Annotated in this window: 16 protein-coding genes; 5 read left to right on the plus strand and 11 right to left on the minus strand. The window is 43.8% G+C overall.

Going from position 1 to position 17396, the window contains the following annotated elements; all coding sequences use genetic code 11:
• Window positions 1–39: 39 nt before the first annotated feature.
• Both ubiA and Q4492_RS09960 read right to left on the minus strand, forming a co-directional pair.
• A complete protein-coding gene (gene ubiA / locus Q4492_RS09955) occupies window positions 40–951 on the minus strand; it encodes a 4-hydroxybenzoate octaprenyltransferase (RefSeq protein ID WP_303417479.1) in 912 nt (303 codons plus the stop codon).
• Window positions 952–1011: 60 nt separating this feature from the next.
• The gene (locus Q4492_RS09960) at window positions 1012–1548 is read right to left on the minus strand and encodes a chorismate lyase (protein ID WP_303417481.1); all 537 of its coding nucleotides are present in this window, start codon (window positions 1546–1548) and stop codon (window positions 1012–1014) included.
• 88 nt (window positions 1549–1636) lie between these two features.
• Between Q4492_RS09960 and Q4492_RS09965 the strand changes: the two genes are divergently transcribed.
• Window positions 1637–2218, plus strand: a complete 582-nt coding sequence (locus tag Q4492_RS09965; protein ID WP_303417483.1) for a DUF1415 domain-containing protein — start codon at window positions 1637–1639, stop codon at window positions 2216–2218.
• Between the two features lie 18 nt (window positions 2219–2236).
• On the opposite strand, the gene Q4492_RS09970 is transcribed toward Q4492_RS09965, so the two are convergent.
• On the minus strand, window positions 2237–3142 hold the full coding sequence (locus Q4492_RS09970; protein ID WP_303417485.1) for a LysR family transcriptional regulator: 906 nt from the start codon (window positions 3140–3142) through the stop codon (window positions 2237–2239).
• A gap of 110 nt (window positions 3143–3252) precedes the next feature.
• Here Q4492_RS09970 and Q4492_RS09975 point away from each other — a divergent pair, with 110 nt between their 5' ends.
• Together Q4492_RS09975 and Q4492_RS09980 are read left to right on the plus strand one after the other, a co-directional pair.
• Window positions 3253–3831 (plus strand): pyridoxamine 5'-phosphate oxidase family protein, encoded by a 579-nt coding sequence (locus Q4492_RS09975; protein ID WP_303417488.1) that lies wholly within the window; start codon window positions 3253–3255, stop codon window positions 3829–3831.
• Window positions 3828–4421 carry a glutathione S-transferase family protein gene (locus tag Q4492_RS09980; protein WP_303417490.1) on the plus strand — a complete coding sequence of 198 codons (594 nt, stop codon included), beginning with the start codon at window positions 3828–3830 and terminating at the stop codon, window positions 4419–4421. Before Q4492_RS09975 ends, Q4492_RS09980 begins: the two co-directional genes overlap by 4 nt.
• 2 nt (window positions 4422–4423) lie before the next feature.
• On the opposite strand, the gene Q4492_RS09985 is transcribed toward Q4492_RS09980, so the two are convergent.
• From Q4492_RS09985 to Q4492_RS10010, 6 genes are all read right to left on the minus strand, one after another.
• Window positions 4424–5932: a diguanylate cyclase gene (locus Q4492_RS09985; protein ID WP_303417492.1), complete on the minus strand. Its 1509-nt coding sequence runs from the start codon at window positions 5930–5932 to the stop codon at window positions 4424–4426.
• Window positions 5933–6111: 179 nt separating this feature from the next.
• Complete coding sequence (phoU, locus tag Q4492_RS09990; RefSeq protein WP_303417493.1) at window positions 6112–6849, minus strand: phosphate signaling complex protein PhoU; 738 nt, start codon at window positions 6847–6849, stop codon at window positions 6112–6114.
• 20 nt (window positions 6850–6869) lie between these two features.
• Window positions 6870–7703 carry a phosphate ABC transporter ATP-binding protein PstB gene (pstB, locus tag Q4492_RS09995; protein WP_303417494.1) on the minus strand — a complete coding sequence of 278 codons (834 nt, stop codon included), beginning with the start codon at window positions 7701–7703 and terminating at the stop codon, window positions 6870–6872.
• A 37-nt stretch (window positions 7704–7740) separates the two neighbouring features.
• A complete protein-coding gene (pstA, locus tag Q4492_RS10000; protein WP_303417495.1) occupies window positions 7741–9429 on the minus strand; it encodes a phosphate ABC transporter permease PstA in 1689 nt (562 codons plus the stop codon).
• Between the two features lie 26 nt (window positions 9430–9455).
• Complete coding sequence (locus Q4492_RS10005) at window positions 9456–11729, minus strand: ABC transporter permease subunit (RefSeq protein ID WP_303417496.1); 2274 nt, start codon at window positions 11727–11729, stop codon at window positions 9456–9458.
• 141 nt (window positions 11730–11870) lie between these two features.
• The gene (locus Q4492_RS10010) at window positions 11871–12842 is read right to left on the minus strand and encodes a PstS family phosphate ABC transporter substrate-binding protein (RefSeq protein ID WP_303417497.1); all 972 of its coding nucleotides are present in this window, start codon (window positions 12840–12842) and stop codon (window positions 11871–11873) included.
• Window positions 12843–13108: 266 nt separating this feature from the next.
• Between Q4492_RS10010 and Q4492_RS10015 the strand changes: the two genes are divergently transcribed.
• Window positions 13109–13507, plus strand: a complete 399-nt coding sequence (locus Q4492_RS10015; protein WP_303417499.1) for an acyl-CoA thioesterase — start codon at window positions 13109–13111, stop codon at window positions 13505–13507.
• A 42-nt stretch (window positions 13508–13549) separates the two neighbouring features.
• On the opposite strand, the gene Q4492_RS10020 is transcribed toward Q4492_RS10015, so the two are convergent.
• Window positions 13550–14779 carry a nucleoside recognition domain-containing protein gene (locus Q4492_RS10020; RefSeq protein ID WP_303417501.1) on the minus strand — a complete coding sequence of 410 codons (1230 nt, stop codon included), beginning with the start codon at window positions 14777–14779 and terminating at the stop codon, window positions 13550–13552.
• 124 nt (window positions 14780–14903) lie between these two features.
• Window positions 14904–15863 carry a LysR family transcriptional regulator gene (locus tag Q4492_RS10025; protein WP_303417504.1) on the minus strand — a complete coding sequence of 320 codons (960 nt, stop codon included), beginning with the start codon at window positions 15861–15863 and terminating at the stop codon, window positions 14904–14906.
• Window positions 15864–15979: 116 nt separating this feature from the next.
• Between Q4492_RS10025 and Q4492_RS10030 the strand changes: the two genes are divergently transcribed.
• Window positions 15980–17395 (plus strand): acetyl-CoA carboxylase biotin carboxylase subunit, encoded by a 1416-nt coding sequence (locus Q4492_RS10030; RefSeq protein WP_303417505.1) that lies wholly within the window; start codon window positions 15980–15982, stop codon window positions 17393–17395.
• The last annotated feature ends 1 nt before the right edge of the window (window position 17396 follow it).

Consider the following 17396-nt stretch of genomic DNA (forward strand, 5'->3'; position numbering starts at 1 on the left):
CTGTTACACAAATATTACAAACTGCATTGAATTACTAAGTTATAGCTTAAAAAGATCCGATTGTGCTAAGAAATAATGGCTTGCTACGCCAATAAAAATCACTAAACCTGCATAATGATTATTTAAAAACGCTTTGAAGCATAGATCACGTTCGCGATTACGGATAAGGAACTGTTGATAAATAAAGAAGCCTGCGGCGCAGATTAAACCGAGATAGTAAGGCCAACCTAAGTGAATTTGTTGACCAACTAAGGCAAGAGTGATCAGTGTTGTTAGCTGGAGAATCCCTATAATTACTTTATCTGCATCGCCAAATAGTATGGCGGTTGATTTAACACCTATACGTAGATCATCATCTTTATCGACCATGGCATACATAGTGTCATAGGCGATAGTCCATAAAACATTGGCTATATAAATTAACCACGCATAAATAGGTACACTTTCAGTCACGGCGGTAAAAGCCATAGGAATAGCCCAAGAAAACGCAGCGCCCAAAACCACTTGGGGTAGGTGAGTGTAGCGCTTCATAAAAGGGTAGCAGACGGCTAATGCTAAACCACCTAAAGATAAAATAATGGTTTCTATATTGGTAAAGAGTACGAGTACAAATGCGGCCAACATTAGGATGGTAAAGAGAATTAAAGCTTCCTTTGAGCTAACTAGGCCGGAAGGGATAGGTCGCATGGCGGTACGTTTAACATGGCCATCTATCTTGCGATCTGCATAATCATTAATTACGCAGCCTGCTGAGCGGGTAAGAAAAACCCCAAGTGTGAAGATAATGAGGATGTCGTATGCTGGCATACCTTCTGCTGCCATCCATAGGGCCCAGTAAGCTGGCCACAGAAGGAGATAGCTGCCTATTGGCTTATTTATACGCATTAATTGCACAAATGCTCGCAGTTTAGCTGCGCTGAAAGGGGCGTTTTTTTGTGTTCCAGAGGCCATAAAGTTGTCTGCGATTTAATCCGTTAATTAGACGTGCGTTTACTAAAATACTAATTAGGTTTAGTTTACCTGTAGAAGTTGCGGCAGGAAAACCTCTGAAACCAAAAGAGGCTTTTTCGATAGAAAAAATACAGATCGGCGCGCCCATACTTTTTCAGTATTATTAAGGGATAAGCGACATATTTGTAAGCGTCCACGCCGCATAGTTGGATCGGTGAATAGCAAACTGCCTAATGACCGGTTGCCTAATACTCGGAGTTGACGTTCTGCTCCGCTGAGCGTTTGTGCTGGAATAATTGATCGAGCGAAGACCCAAGGTTGGCCATTGCCGATGAGTTGAACCTCTCGAATGAGTGCAACCTGGCGATAATCCATTTTTAGCGCTTTGGCTTCTGAGCGCGTGGGTCTAAGCCAACCTTGCTGTACCACTTCAACTCGAAAGTCGCCTTTACTTAGTTTTATCAAACGTTGTGTCAAGGAGCCGTGGTCAGTAAACCAAGTGCGCAATTGTTGAGGTGCAACCTGTTGATAGGGGCGACGGAGCGTTTTCCAACGAGTATCAAAACTTTGTCGAGTAAGGGCAGCTTTTATGGGCACAGATCAGTTGTCCTGAGATTTCATCAAAACCAATATCTTAACATGTATGAGTATCTCCAGCCGATAGGCTGAGGTAGTATCCCTTTTTATGAATATACAAAAATTTTCTTTTCCTGCAGAAGAGGCCGCGACTTTAACTCAGCAGTGGGTTGAATCTATAGTCGTGGGCCTTAATTTATGTCCTTTTGCGGCCCCTGAGGTGCGTAAACGAGCAATCCGTTATTGTGTGTCACATGCGACTGAGTTGGATGTTGCAATCCAAGATTTTCTAAACGAATTACAGCATATTCAGAACTGTAAAGAATCGGAGCTATCCACCAGCTTAATCAGTTTTACTGAGACGGCCATCGATTTTTATAGTTTTCTTGATCTATTGGATATGTGCCAAGATGCTTTAGAAGATGCCGGTCTTGATGGTGTTTTTCAGTTGGCCAGTTTTCACCCTCAATATTGTTTTGCTGGCGTTGATGCCGATCATATTAGTAACTGGACCAATCGTGCGCCGTTCCCCACTATTCATATTATCCGTGAAGGGCAGATGAGTCGTGTCTTAATGCACTATAAAACGCCAGAGGAGATCCCTGAGCGGAATATAGCGCTAATGGAAACCTTGGGACGTGAAGGTCTTATTGAACGTTTTCCACCTCTGGAACAATACTTTGAGAAGTGACTATCGCGGGATAAACCTTTAGCTTTGGATTAAAGATAAGCGTGTTTTTAATCTAGGGGCTGCCCATTCAATAAAGTACCGACTCCTTGATGAGAGTAAGCGTGAGTGAGGGTAAACCAAATTCACTGGTACAGGATCGGGTTCAAAGCTCTCAAGTACCGGTGTTAGCTCTCCTGAAGCAATTCTCTGGTCGACTTGATAACTTAAAAACTGGCAATAGCCTAACCCTTGGGCGCAAGCATCTAGCGCTGTTTCAATATGATTCGTTTTAAAAGGGCCCGATACGCTTATTTTGTGTACTTTTCCGGTTTCTTTAAATGCCCACTCAGAGTGCGATTTTAGTCCTGTAAGCCTTATACATTGGTAATCGGATAGTTCAGTGGGGGCGCTAGGTATACCTGCTTTTTGAATGTATGCAGGGCTAGCGCAGACCTTATAACGGATATGACCTATTTGTTTAGCAATTAAAGTTGAATCGGGGAGTTGGCCTATGCGCAGGGCTATATCCATACCTTCTTCAATAAGATCTACAACACGATCGAGGAGTAGAAGCTCAACTTCGGTTTCAGGAAAGGTGGTTAAAAAGTCATTAATAATAGGTGCTAGGTGTAGACGCCCGAAGGTCATGGGGGCGGTAATACGTATTTTTCCACTCGGTTTTATTTGCCGTTGAGTCAGTGCATTTTCTGCGTCTTCCACCTCAAGGAGTATTTGTCGGCAGCGCTGACAGTAGTCACGTCCCTCTTCAGTGAGGGTCAGGCGTCTAGTGGTTCTATAAAGTAGTTGAACGCCTAAGGTATTTTCTAAAGCGGCAAGGGCTCTCACTACGGATGATTGTGACATCGATAGTTTATCCGCTGCGCCATTTAAACTACCGCTTTCAACAATTTTTACAAAAATAGCCATCGCTTTAAGTTTATTCATGTTTTTATATTAATGCGTAAATTGCATTAGTTAAAGTCATCTATTTATCTTTATTGCTATAAATGAATAAACAATAATGATGATAACCTAATAGAGTAAACGAGAGATCGATGGCCCACCGTTTTAGTGAGTTAACATTCACCCCCGCCGTAGAATCAATACAGCAGCATTTTGGCAGTTTTGAAAAGATGCAGCAGATGCGTGGGCGTATGCCGGACTTTGATCGTTTAAGAGAACGGGAGTGTGCCTTTATATCGCAGCGAGATAGTTTTTATATGGCAACGGTTTCTGAAAATGATTGGCCATATATTCAACATCGAGGCGGCCCTCTCGGTTTTTTACAGATCATTAACGATCGATGCTTAGCCTTTGCTAATTATCGAGGTAATTCTCAATATCAAACGCTTGGCAATAGCACGCATAACAATAAGGTGGCGTTGTTCTTAGTAGACTACGCTAATAAGCGCCGGTTAAAAATTTTAGGCCGAATGCGTATTTATTTTCTCGATGACCTATCCGAGCGGTTAAAGCCGGTTATGGACTATTGCAGTGAAAAGGAGCGTGTCGAATCGATCATCGAGATTGAGTTGGAAGCCTTTGATTGGAACTGTTCACAATATTTGACACCTCGTTTTAGTGAGGAACAGCTGCTAGAGCTCGGGGTAATAAAACAAGGAGATTTAACATGAAGCTTTATGATCTTGAGTTATCGGGTAACTGTTACAAAGCCCGTTTATTTGCTGCATTAGCGGGTATTAAACTAGAGTTAGTTCCCGTCGATTTTATGGCCGGTGAACATAAACAATCACCAGTGATTGACTTAAACCCATTAGGGGAGCTTCCTGTTTTAACTGATGGGGAGGTTGTGATAAGAGATTCCCAAGCTATTTTGGTTTATCTTGCTGGGAAATATGCTGATGAAAGTTGGTACCCTAAAACGCCTGCTGAGCAAGCTGAAGTTATACAGTGGCTGTCGACGGCGGCGAATGAGGTACAGAATGGCCCAGGTGCTGCACGGCTTGTGGATAAGTTTGGATTCGATCTGCATAAAGAAAGTGCATTAGCCGTTGCGGCTAAAATTTTACCTATTCTTGAAGCTCAGCTGACTGAGCATGAATGGTTAGCTTTAGATCGCCCAACAATTGCTGACTGTGCTGTGATGCCTTATGTAGGCTTATCCCATGAAGGGGGTGTTTCTTTAGAAAGTTATCCACATATTCGGGCATGGATAAACCGCATAAAAGCCTTACCTGGCTTTATTTCTATGCCGGAACTCTAGTATTAGGTGTTGAGGATAACTCTATTACGGCCCAGTTCTTTAGCTTTATAGAGTGCTCTATCTGTCTGTTCGATTAAGTCGTTCGGGCAGATATCTTCAGATGGTTTACAGCTCGCAATACCAATACTAACTGTCACAATCTTTTTGTCGCCAGCGTTTAGATGTTTGATCTGTAAGGCTTCAATATTTGCACGAACCTTTTCAGCAAGGATCTTCGCCCCTTCCAGAGTACTTTCTGGGAGTATGACGGCAAACTCTTCACCACCATATCTATAAACAGAATCTTCAGCCCGTTTAACCGTTTTTTTAATGGCCTGCGCAATGGTTCTTAAGCAGCCGTCGCCTGCTAAGTGTCCATATTGATCATTAAAAGATTTGAAATGGTCTACATCGAGCATAAGAAGCACTAAGTTACGTTTAGAGCGTTGTGCTCTACGCCACTCAGCGTCAATGCTACGGTCAAATTCGCGACGATTATTCACTTGAGTAAGGCCATCTATGCGCGCAGAACGGGCCAGCTTATCTTGGGACTGTTTCATCTGCATTAGAATCTGTATGCGGGATTGTAAAACAGCGGCTGGGCGGGTCAGATACATGAAATCAGAAGCGCCAGCATTGTAAGCTTCTAGCTCACGCTGATCATCGTTCTCTTGATTGATGAACGCGACAGGGATAGATAATTCGTCTTGGTTACTTGTGACATCCCTGCATAGTGAAAACATGCTATCCCATTGATTTTCTGTACTTAACATCAATAATGCTGGGTGGTCTTTATGTAGTAGCTGTTTTAATTCTGAAAGGTTTGAGGGTAAAAGAATGTTGTAGTCGTTACGTAAAGAGGCGATCAAGGGCCAAATATTTTCTATATTATGGTCACAGTATATTGCGATGGTTTGCTGTAGAGGTTTCGTTTTAACTTCGCCACGAATCTCTAGTGTACTGATCTCTTCGCCTTTAAAGAACGCTTTCAAATCATCAGGGCTAGGCAAACCAAGGGAGGTTCGGCCATCTGAACTACAGATCACTGGAATTCTTAAGTTAAAGTTGCCATCTTCCCAACTTTTTTGCCATTGGGCTAAAAGGTTTTCTTGTGCTTCTTCTATTGTGACTTCTGCAGGCAACCCTGCTGCGATGAGACAGTCATAGATAACAGGTACATCAGCTATATCTAAACCGTCAATCCAGAGCGCGCGATAAAGTAAATGGCGTAATTTAATAGATTTTTCTAGGTCATGTTCTGCTGCTTGGATGACACAGAGGTTAGCAAAATGGCTATCACTTCTTCTTTGCGGTAGAGCAACGTCTATATGAGGAACGCGACTGCGAACGACAAATACGTCGCTCGCTAATTCTGCTTGGTTTTCAGCGGTTTTATTGTAGATAGCAATATCGGGTGCATGCTCAACTAAACGCCAATCTACCTGGGGTAATAGGCCGAATTCATGTAACTGTTCATGCAAGGCATAACAGAAAGGACAGTTTAGATCAGCGTAGACAGTGTATTGCAGCATAAAGGTCCTAAATCCGAGAACAGCTAAGCATCTACACGTCTTTATAAACTTTGATGTTTAAGCTGATATATTACGTTGTGATCATTATATCGACCAATCGCTGTAGAACTTTGAGATTAACCAAAAAAAACAGCCCGAAGGCTGTTTTATCGTATCGTCTAGTGATGAAATAGACTTACTTATTCTTGCTCATCAGTATCTGGATTAACGGCACGTTTTATCTGCTTAAGGCTACCGTGACGAACATCGGTACCACTAACTAAGTAGATAAGGTGAGTTGCCATCGCTCGGGCATGTTCTGAGATACGTTCTAAGCTACGCAGTACCCAAATTACATTCATAACGCTAGAGATTGAGCGCGGATCTTCCATCATAAATGTTGCAAGAGAGCGCATCGCTGAGCGATATTCCTGATCGACAGATTTATCCATTTTCGCCACACGGTACGCTAGCTCAGTATCGTTGCGAGCAAATGCGGTTAATACATCTTTAACCATCTCACGGACTAAATTACCAATATGGCGAACCTCTTGGTAGCCGCGAGGAGAGCTGCCTTCTTCAACCAACTCAATGGCATGGCGGCAGATACGGCTAGCTTCATCGCCCATTCCTTCCAAGTCGGATACGGCTTTTGAGACAGCGATAATTAAACGCAAATCACTCGCAGCCGGTTGGCGACGAGCAATAATTGTTGTGCACTGCTCATCAATAAGGACTTCCATCTCGTTAGTTTGCTTATCAACTCGACGAGATTGTTCAGCTAATTCAGCATCGCCATTTAGTAGCGCATCGATACAATCGTGAACTTGACGCTCGACCACGCCGCCCATGGTAAGAAGCTGGGTACGAATCTGTTCCAGCTCTTCATTGAATTGCTGGGAGATATGCGTGGAATAATCTTCTGTTTTAAGTTCCATGTTATTTATCCTTTCCCCAATTAACCGTAGCGGCCAGTGATGTAGTCTTCAGTTTGTTTCTTTTCAGGGTTAGTGAAAAGCGTATCGGTTACACCAAATTCAATCAGATCACCCATATACATGAAAGCCGTGTAATCAGATACACGCGCTGCCTGCTGCATGTTGTGAGTTACGATCACGATGGTGAAATCTTTCTTCAGTTCGTGGATCAACTCTTCAATTTTCAGTGTAGATATTGGGTCTAACGCTGAAGCGGGCTCATCTAATAGCAATACTTCAGGTTTTACCGCAATGGTACGTGCAATAACGAGACGCTGTTGCTGACCACCGGACATACCCAATGCACTTTCATGTAGACGATCTTTTACTTCATCCCAAAGTGCCGCTGATTTAAGTGCCCATTCAACGGTTTCATCAATAATGCGTTTTTTGGTGACACCTTGAATACGAAGGCCGTAAGCTACATTTTCGTAAATCGATTTAGGAAATGGATTAGGTTTCTGGAAAACCATACCAACTCGGCGACGTAGTTCAGCAATTTCTACGCTACGATCATAGATGTTGTTTTCATCTAGAAGAATTTGGCCCGTGATACGACAGTCATCAACCAAATCATTCATGCGATTGAAACAGCGTAGTAAAGTTGATTTACCACACCCTGATGGCCCAATAAATGCGGTTACGCGGTTCTTTGGGATTTGCATATCAATACCATGTAAGGCTTCATTATCGCCGTAACATAATTTTAGATCTTTCACCTCAAGTGCAAGGGTTTCTTCCTCGAGGTTTAATACTTGGTTATCACGCTGTAAAGAAGAGATATCAATTGCGTGTGTTTTAGCTTCGCTAGTCATTTTAGCAACCTTTTAAAAAATTAAGTCCGACTTCTAGTTACATTTCAAGCGCTTTGAATTTTTCACGCAGGTGATTTCGAATCTGAATTGCTGTCAAATTCAGCAATGCGATTACGATCACTAGCAGAAGCGCCGTTGCGTATACCAGCGGACGAGCCGCTTCAACGTTAGGGCTTTGGAAACCTACATCGTAGATATGGAAGCCCAAGTGCATAAATTTCTGATCTAAATGTAGATATGGGTAGTTCAAATCCAATGGTAGGCTTGGTGCAAGTTTGACCACACCAACCAACATTAATGGCGCTACCTCACCGGCCGCTCGCGCAATAGCCAGTATGACACCGGTCATTATGGCGGGGCTTGCCATTGGAATAACGATTTTCATTAATGTTTCGAATTTCGTTGCACCTAGAGCTAAAGAGCCTTCACGAACTGCGCGAGGGATACGTGTTAAGCCCTCTTCAGTCGCAACGATAACCACTGGAACTGTTAACAGTGCCAATGTAATAGAAGCCCACATAAGGCCCGGTGTTCCGAATGTCGGAGCCGGCTTTGCTTCTGGGAAGAAGGCGTCATCTATATGACCACCTAAAAAGTAAACAAAGAAACCAAGACCAAATACACCGTAAACGATCGACGGTACACCCGCTAAGTTGTTTACCGCGATGCGGATAAGGCGTGTAACAAACCCTTGTCTTGCATATTCACGTAAGTATACAGCCGCAATCACACCAAAGGGTGTAACGATAACAGACATGATGAGAACCATCATTACTGTACCGAAGATTGCAGGGAAGATACCCCCTTCAGTGTTAGCTTCACGTGGATCTGTTGAGACGAACTCCCAAAGTTTTTGGAAGTAGTGCACAAGTTTGCCACCAAGGCCCATATCATTCGGCAGGAAAGCACGGACAATTGCTGCTATTTTTAATTCAACAACTTGTCCATTAGCGATCTCAGCGGTAATGCTGTCACGATTAATCGCTTTATATAGTGCGAGTAGTTCACTCTGAAGACTCTCGTATTCAGCATCTAACTCTAGACGGCGATCCGTAATTGCTTGATAGGGTGCAGTCTCTACGACCTCTTTTAGCTGCAATGAGCGTTCTTTCAAACGAAGACGTTCAAGCTCATAGTTGATTGAGCTAATTTCGCCCTTCTCAATATGATCAATCTTCTCTTGAATTGACGTCACCCGCTCAATACGGTTTTGTAAGGCATCCCATAAAATCTGGTATTCAGGGCTGCTTTCGTAACCGTCATGGCTAGCAACTAATTTCCCTTCTTCCTTAATGCCGCGAAGGTAACCGTAAAAATTACCCCATTCACGACGTTCTGCCGTAAATAACATTTCCGGTTTTTCTTTGTTTCCAAGAAAATCATCGATAATCCAAATGAAATCGGTACCACCGTGATCACGGTTACCTACTTTCATAAGGGAACGATGCATCTCTTCAACATTTTCAGCAACGGTTACACCGCTTCCTCGCAGTTGTTCTGCTGGAACGATTTCTGTTTGTACGCGTTCACCAATTAGACGAACACTGTGATCATTTTCGACATAGGTACCTTGAACTACATCGGCAGGCCAGAAATGTCCCAAACCACGAACGGCAATTAGGGAAAGCAACCCAATTACCATGATTAGACAGATCGCAACGGCACCGGCATTAAGCCATACCCAAGGTGCGCCGGATTTTGTCCATTCTGAAAAAGACTGTCGCATTAGAATTATCCTCTATTACGCACGGGTTAAAGTGAGCCGTATTTCTTACGCAAGCGCTGACGAACCAGCTCCGCTAGCGTATTCACCATAAAGGTGAATATGAACAATACGAACGCGGCTAAGAACAAGATACGGAAGTGGGTGCTACCTACTTCAGACTCTGGCATCTCAACAGCTATATTGGCTGCCAAGGTACGCATGCCTTCAAAGATATTCACATCCATGATCGGCGTATTACCTGTCGCCATTAATACGATCATTGTTTCACCGACTGCACGACCCATACCGATCATTACCGCAGAAAAAATACCTGGGCTTGCGGTCGGCATAACAACACGCACTAATGTTTGCCATGGGGTTGCACCTAGAGCTAATGAGCCATAGGACAAGTGTTTTGGCACAGCAAATATCGCATCCTCTGTAATTGAGAAGATGGTTGGGATAATTGCAAAGCCCATGGCCACACCCACAACAAGCGCGTTACGTTGGTCGTAAGGAATACCTAACTCACTGGTTACCCAGTAACGCATCTCCGTACCGAATAGCATCTGCTCTAAATATGGCGCTATAGCAAAGCTAAAGTAGGTTGCTAAGATAATAACGGGTACTAATAGAGCGGCATCCCAGCCATCAGGTATAAGGTACCTAATTGATTTTGGTGCCCCAGACCAAGCATAAGCGAAGGCGATAATCGCCGCGGGCAGAACAAGGAGTGTGACAAATATTCCGGCGAGGTTGACCTCCATAAAAGGCGCTAACCATAAGCCTGCTAAGAAACCTAAGATAACAGTTGGTAAAGCCTCCATTAACTCAATGAAAGGTTTTACCTTGCGGCGCATCGCTGGAACCATGAAATAAGCGGTATAAATAGCCCCGCAAATCGCGAGCGGTGTGCCAAATAGCATGGCATAGAATGCCGCTTTAAGAGTACCAAACGCTAGAGGCATCAAGCTGTATTTAGGTTCAAAGTCATTTGTAGAAGCAGAGGACTGCCAAGTGTACTCAGGCTCTTCATAGCCTTCGTACCAAACTTTTTCCCAAATAGCGCTCCATGAAATTTCAGGATGCTCGTTATGAATCGCCCATAAGGTTAGCTGATTATTCTGTTCTACTAGCAGTGCGTTAGAACGCGGCGCTAGTGCAATCATATCGGCATTGCCTTCAGTGATTGCTGCACTTAATGAGGTACGATGTGCCGTTGTGCTGTAGAACGACAGTTGTCCCTGTTCAGAGATAGTGACAAAACCTTTACGGCGGTGTTCAATCGAGATTGAGCTCACCGCAGTATTACCATTTTCGAAACTACGAACCTTAGTCATCACCCATTGGTTTTTATCATTACGTACTAAAAACCACTGGCTGGTTACACCTAGATCATCAGAGATAAGCAGTGAGTTACCCCCTAGTAGCATTTCGAATGAAGTAATATTGCCGGTAGTCGCGTCAATAAGCTGAGTAATAGCGGGGCCGCCTTCAGCCTTCATATTAACAATACCCAGCTTGCCCCCATCACTTGCGATCATCATCCAGCTGCGATCAGGCATTAATAAAAGCTTTTTCGCTGAGATGTTCATGTTAGGTAGCGCAAAGGAGTTGGTTTCTGCAGACACTTCATCGGTGATGATATTGAGTGAAAGTGTCACTTCTGTAGCTGTCAGCTTAGATTTCTGACCACCAACGATTGTCCATTCGTCTTCACCACCATTTAAGGCGAGAACGTCCACCGGACCTTCACTTATAGTGATTGGCTCAGCGCCAAGAGGGTAAACGACCTCAGGCGTAATGACACGAATATCATTAGGGTAGGTGGATTTGTAGAACTGCTTAAATACTAGCGCTTCACCGTTGCTGAAACCTAAGGCAAAAATACCACTGTATTCTGACGCAATAGCAAAGCTAGTAACGGTTGCACCGGCAGGAACATTAATAGTCTCCTGCTTGATTACATCACCGTTAAGCGTATTGAAGAAAACAAGTTGGCCTAGATCTGTGATCCGTAAACCTATTTCCGCTTGCTCTTCCATCGTAAGGTAAAGCGTCTTACCTTCGCCTGGGACTGAATAGGGAGCAACCTGTTGATTATTCTCCTGCCACCTTTCTATATCTGCTGATTCAAATAGAGGCGCTACTTCATAGAGTAGATAGAAGAAGATCAACAGAATGGCTACGATTACACTGATTCCACCGAAGGCTATGCCTGCCGCTGCAAACTTATCTTTCAGTGCGCGTATGCTTCTGTTTCGCTTAGCGGATGGGGTATTAAAATCCAACTCGGCTGAAGCTATATTGTCTTTACTCATGGCGCGTTGGTCCTGAGGTTAACTGAATTTACGGCGCGTACAATATTAAAAGTTTGTTACACCAATGTTACAGAGGGTGCTTTAAGCGAAATAAGGGGGCCTAAAGGCCCCCTTATTGATGTCAAACATGTTCGAGGCGTATTACATGCCTAGAGCAGCCATCTGTTTTTTAACTACAGCAGAAGGTAGAGGAATGTAGCCATCTTTAACTACAACTTCTTGACCTACTTTAGACATAACCATTTTCAGGAACTCTTTCTCTAGTGGTGCTAGAGGCTGACCTGGCTTTTTGTTCACGTATACGTAAAGTGAACGAGCAAGAGGGTATGTGCCGTTAAGTGCGTTTTCTGGTGAAGCTTCAACAAACGCAGTGCCTTCTTTCTTAGTCAAAGGAAGCGCACGAACAGAGGCAGTCTTGTAGCCGATACCGGAGTAACCGATGCTGTTCAAAGAAGTAGATACAGACTGAACTACAGAAGCAGAACCTGGCTGTTCGTTAACGTTGTTTTTGAAATCGCCTTTACAAAGCGCTTTCTTCTTGAAGTAACCGTAAGTACCAGATACAGAGTTACGACCGAAGATCTGAACCGTTTTATCAGCTAAAGAACCTGTTACGCCTGCATCGCCCCAAGTAGCAATATCGTTTGCAGCGCCACACTTACGAGTAGATGAGAAGATCGCATCTACTTGAGCAATCGTTAGGCCTTTAACAGGGTTATCTTTATGAGCGAATACCGCTAAGGCATCGATAGCAACGGCTACAGGTGTTGGCTTATAGCCGTATTTCTTTTCAAATGCTTCTAGCTCTTTGTCTTTCATTTTACGAGACATAGGGCCAATGTTAGATGTGCCTTCAGTTAGTGCTGGTGGAGCAGTAGAAGAACCCGCAGCCTGAATCTGAATGTTAACGTTAGGGTAGTTACGTTTGAACTCTTCAGCCCACAACGTCATAAGGTTAGCTAGTGTGTCAGAACCTACAGATGAAAGGTTACCAGAAACACCAGAAGCCTTAGTGTAAACGGGTAGGTTTTTATCTAGAAGGTCAGATGCATTTGCAGCTACGCAAGTTGCAGAGATAGCAACAGCAGCAAATAACTTTTTCATAGGTTTCATGTAAAGCTCCAGAGAGTCTTAATATTTTTGTGAAAGTTAATATGAGGAGAACTATAGGCAGCTTTAATGACAAATATGTGACAGCGCAAAACATTTTTTAAAAAGTGAACGTTTTTTCAATATGGGGTTTGAATGATTAATACTTTTGTATAATCTTCGACTAATATTGATAAATAGCCTAGCAAGCTTTGTAAGCTTGATGGCATACGCTACCAAGTGAAGTTGGTTAAATAGCGTTAGTACGCTCCTGTCGAGGTGACTTAATAATGATAATAAATGATGATGAAAGCCTACAACCAGAAGGTGAGCTGAGTTTGCAGCTACCGGCGGCTTGTGATGCCACAAATATGTTTGGTGACGTTTATGGAGGTTGGGTGTCTGCGAAGATGGTACAAGCATCAGAGATATTCTCTGCTCGTCTATCTAAAGGACGAATCTCTACTGTATCCATTGGCCAGATGGCATTTATGTCCCCGGTTCGTGTGGGAACCATTATGTCGTTCTATACTCAATTGGTAGAGACAGGTCATACTTCTATGCGTATCAAAGTAGAAGCTTGGGGCTGCTGCCCTGATGGTACGGAGTTGCGTAAAGTGACCGAGGCTGAATGTGTGCAGGTTGCGATTGACGGTCATGGTCATATTCGTGGTTTGGATGCCTTCTAATCTGGTTGATAGCGCAGCGTTACGAGTTTGTTGGATCAAGTATTAACCAAAAAACCAATAACCGACACTAATCGCGGCAATAATACCGGCTAAATCAGCCGTTAACCCGCAGGCTATTGCATGGCGGGTATGGCGTATTCCCACGGAACCAAAGTAAACGGCCAGTACATAGAAGGTTGTTTCGGTTGAACCTTGAATGATTGAGGCGAGATAAGCGGGAAATGAATCTACGCCATGGGTGTTCATTGTTTCCAGCATCATCGCCCGAGCACCGGAGCCGGATAATGGTTTCATGATTGCGGTTGGGAGGGCGTCAGCAAAGCGCGTATCGAACCCTAAAGCACCTAAACCTTCACGCAGAAGCCAGATAAACCCCTCTAAAGCTCCACTCTCCCTCAGTACGCCTATAGCCACCAGCATCGCAAGTAGATAGGGGATGATCTTAATCGCTACCTCAAACCCCTCTTTGGCACCCTCAATAAATGTCTCATAGACGTTGACCTTCTTTATATGCGAAATCAATAGAAAGCCGATAACGGCGGTGAAAATTGTAAAGTTCCCAACAAGGGAGGATTGGCGCTGTAATTGATCCACCGTAAGGGTGGAGAAGTAACCGATAAAGGCAAGTAGAAAAGCGATGAATCCACCGATGTAGAGCAGTATTACACGTTCCCATAACGGTATTTTCTGTACAAAGCTTACCGCCAGTAATCCTGCTAATGTAGAGCAACATGTAGCAATTAGAATAGGGATAAAAACAGAGGTTGGGTCACTAGCGCCTTGTTGAGCTCGGTAAAGAAAGACGGTAATTGGGAAGAGGGTAACTGAAGACGTATTTAGGACTAAAAATAGAATTTGTGCATTACTGGCTGTATCTTTTTGCGGATTTAGCGTCTGTAAATCACGCATCGCTTTAAGTCCTAAGGGGGTTGCAGCGTTGTCGAGCCCAAGAATATTAGCAGAGAGGTTCATAGTCATAGAGCCTAAGGCTGGATGGCCTTTAGGAACGTCTGGCATTAAGCGAGTAAACAAGGGACTTATTCCGCGGGCAAACTTATCCACAAGCCCTGAGCTTTCGGCTAACTTCATCATCCCTAGCCAAAAAGCTAACGTGCCGATTAGGCCAATAGACAGCTCTACGGATAGCTTCGACATATCAAATGTAGATTGAACAAGGCGTTGAAATACACCGGAATCATCTAGCCAAAGCCACTGATACAAAGCGGCACTAAAGGCGATAAGAAAAAAGCTGAGCCATATGCGTTGTAGCATTAGATTCCCTGCTAATAGTCGGGGTCAACGGTCGATTTGAGTATAACGAAACGCGACATAAATGATATGGGCCAGGTTTCTATTTAGCAAAACAGCGGATGATTAGATAAGCGATGTTACCGCGCTATATATCCATTCTGTTTTGAAGATGTTCAAACTGCTGTTCAATTGTATCTAGGTTTGTTTGCATATAGTCCATAAAGGCTTTCATGGCTGGGGTCGGATATTTTGATTCCGGGTAAACTACAGACCAAGAACGATTTAATGGGAAACCGGTCAATGAGATAGCGTGAAGGTTTTTAAGTCTCAGTTCCGCTAGCAAGCTGAGCTTAGGCAGAACCGCGACCCCTAAACCTGCGATAACCGCATGTTTAATGGCTGCATTTGAGCCCAATTCCATCACTCCCTTCAGTTTTAACCCGTTTTTGAAACAATGATTTTCCAAGGCTAAGCGAGAACCTGAGCCCGCTTCACGTAGTAGTAGCTGACTATTAAGAAACTGCTGCGGAGAAATGTTTTTTTGCGTTATAAATGGATGATTTGCAGGTACAACTGGAACTAGCTCATTGTTTAAAAAAGGTAAAACTTTCAGTGGCCGGTTTTCCGGTACAAGGCCCATGATTGTTAAATCATCTCTATTTTCTTCCATACGTTGTAAGGCTGTGGCGCGGTTAACAACGGAAACGGTGATATGAACATTAGGATGTAAAATTGAAAAATCTTTGATCAGATAAGGCACTACATATTGTGCAGTACTAACCGCCACGAGTCGGAGATCGCCTGCGACTTTACCTTGTTGTTCACTCAGATCGATCTGTAGTTTTTCGAGTTCTCTAAAAATAGACTCAGTGTGTACCGCCAGTGCTTCCCCCGCGCCGGTAATGTATAAGCGCCTACCAACATATTCAAATAAAGGTGAGCCAAGGGCCTGCTCTAATTGCCGGATTTGTCCACTCACAGCAGGTTGGGTTAAGCCTAATTTCTCACCGGCTTTACTGTAATTTAGTGAAGAATAAACCGCATGAAATACCTGAAGTTGTCGGAATGTTAAGCGATTAGCGATGCGAGGTACTGTGTATTGCATAAGCTATATTTCATTTCATGTATAAGGTAAACCTTATAGTAAAACAAAAAAATAACGATTTCTTCTTTTAGTGATAGGCAATTACGCTGTGCATTCTCGCTGTTGAGGAAAAGGTTATGTTGAAAAAAGTTTTGATTGCTAATCGAGGGGAGATCGCAGTACGTATTGTGCGAGCCTGTGCGGAGATGAGTATCCGGTCGGTAGCGATCTATACGGAGCCGGATCGTTATGGGCTGCATGTTAAGCGTGCTGATGAGGCTTATTCGTTAGGTGATGATCCATTAGCCGGTTACTTAGATCCTTTGCGGATTGTAAATCTAGCCTTAGAGACCGGTTGTGATGCGATTCATCCAGGCTACGGGTTTTTATCTGAAAATCCTGAACTTGCTCGGTTATGCGAAAAGAACGGTGTGATTTTCATCGGTCCTAAATCGAGTGTCATACATGGCATGGGTGATAAAACTCAAGCTCGTGACAGTATGCGAGCAGCCAATGTACCGGTAACGCCAGGTTCGGAGAGCAATTTAAGTGGTTTGGACGAGGCGCTAGAGCTAGCTAAAGAGATTGGTTATCCCGTCATGGTCAAAGCAACCTCCGGTGGGGGTGGGCGAGGTATCCGTCGTTGCGATAGTGATGAAGAACTGATCACCCAGTTTCCCCGTGTCATTTCTGAGGCAACGAAAGCGTTTGGATCTGCTGAAGTGTTTATGGAGAAGTGCATTGTTGACCCTTTGCATATCGAAGTTCAGATACTGGCGGATAGCCATGGCAATGTAATCCACCTATTTGAGCGTGACTGCTCTATACAACGCCGAAATCAGAAACTGATTGAGATTGCACCAAGCCCTCAGTTATCCCAAGAGAAACGGGAATATATCGGTGATTTAGCGGTACGCGCGGCTAAAGCGGTCGGTTATGAGAACGCAGGTACAGTGGAGTTTTTGATCACCGGTGATGAAGTGTATTTCATGGAGATGAATACACGAGTGCAAGTTGAGCATACGATCAGCGAACAAATTACGGGTGTTGATATTGTTCAGGAGCAGCTAAAGGTCGCCTCTGGTTTAGCTCTGACATACAAACAAGACGATATTCAATTTCGTGGTTATGCGTTGCAATTTAGGATCAATGCTGAAGACCCTAAAAATGATTTCTTACCCAGTTTTGGTCGAGTGAGTCATTACTACGCTCCTGGTGGCCCAGGTGTGCGAGTTGATACAGCTATTTATACCGGTTATGAGATACCACCTTATTACGATTCGATGTGTCTTAAATTGGTTGTTTGGGCCCTATCTTGGGATCAGGTGATCGCCCGTGGTCAGCGTGCATTAGATGACATGCGTCTACACGGTATTAAAACGACCGCGGATTATTATCAGCAGATCCTACGCCATCCAGATTTTAAGGATGCCAATTTTAATACGAGTTTTGTGCCGAATCATCCAGAACTGCTGGATTACTCCGTGAAACGCCACCCAAGTGAAATAGCTTTAGCTATTGCGAGCGCTATCGCCGCCCATGCTGGTTGGTAAG

It is taken from the genome of Neptuniibacter sp. 1_MG-2023, assembly GCF_030547185.1.
Lineage (GTDB): Bacteria > Pseudomonadota > Gammaproteobacteria > Pseudomonadales > Balneatricaceae > Neptuniibacter.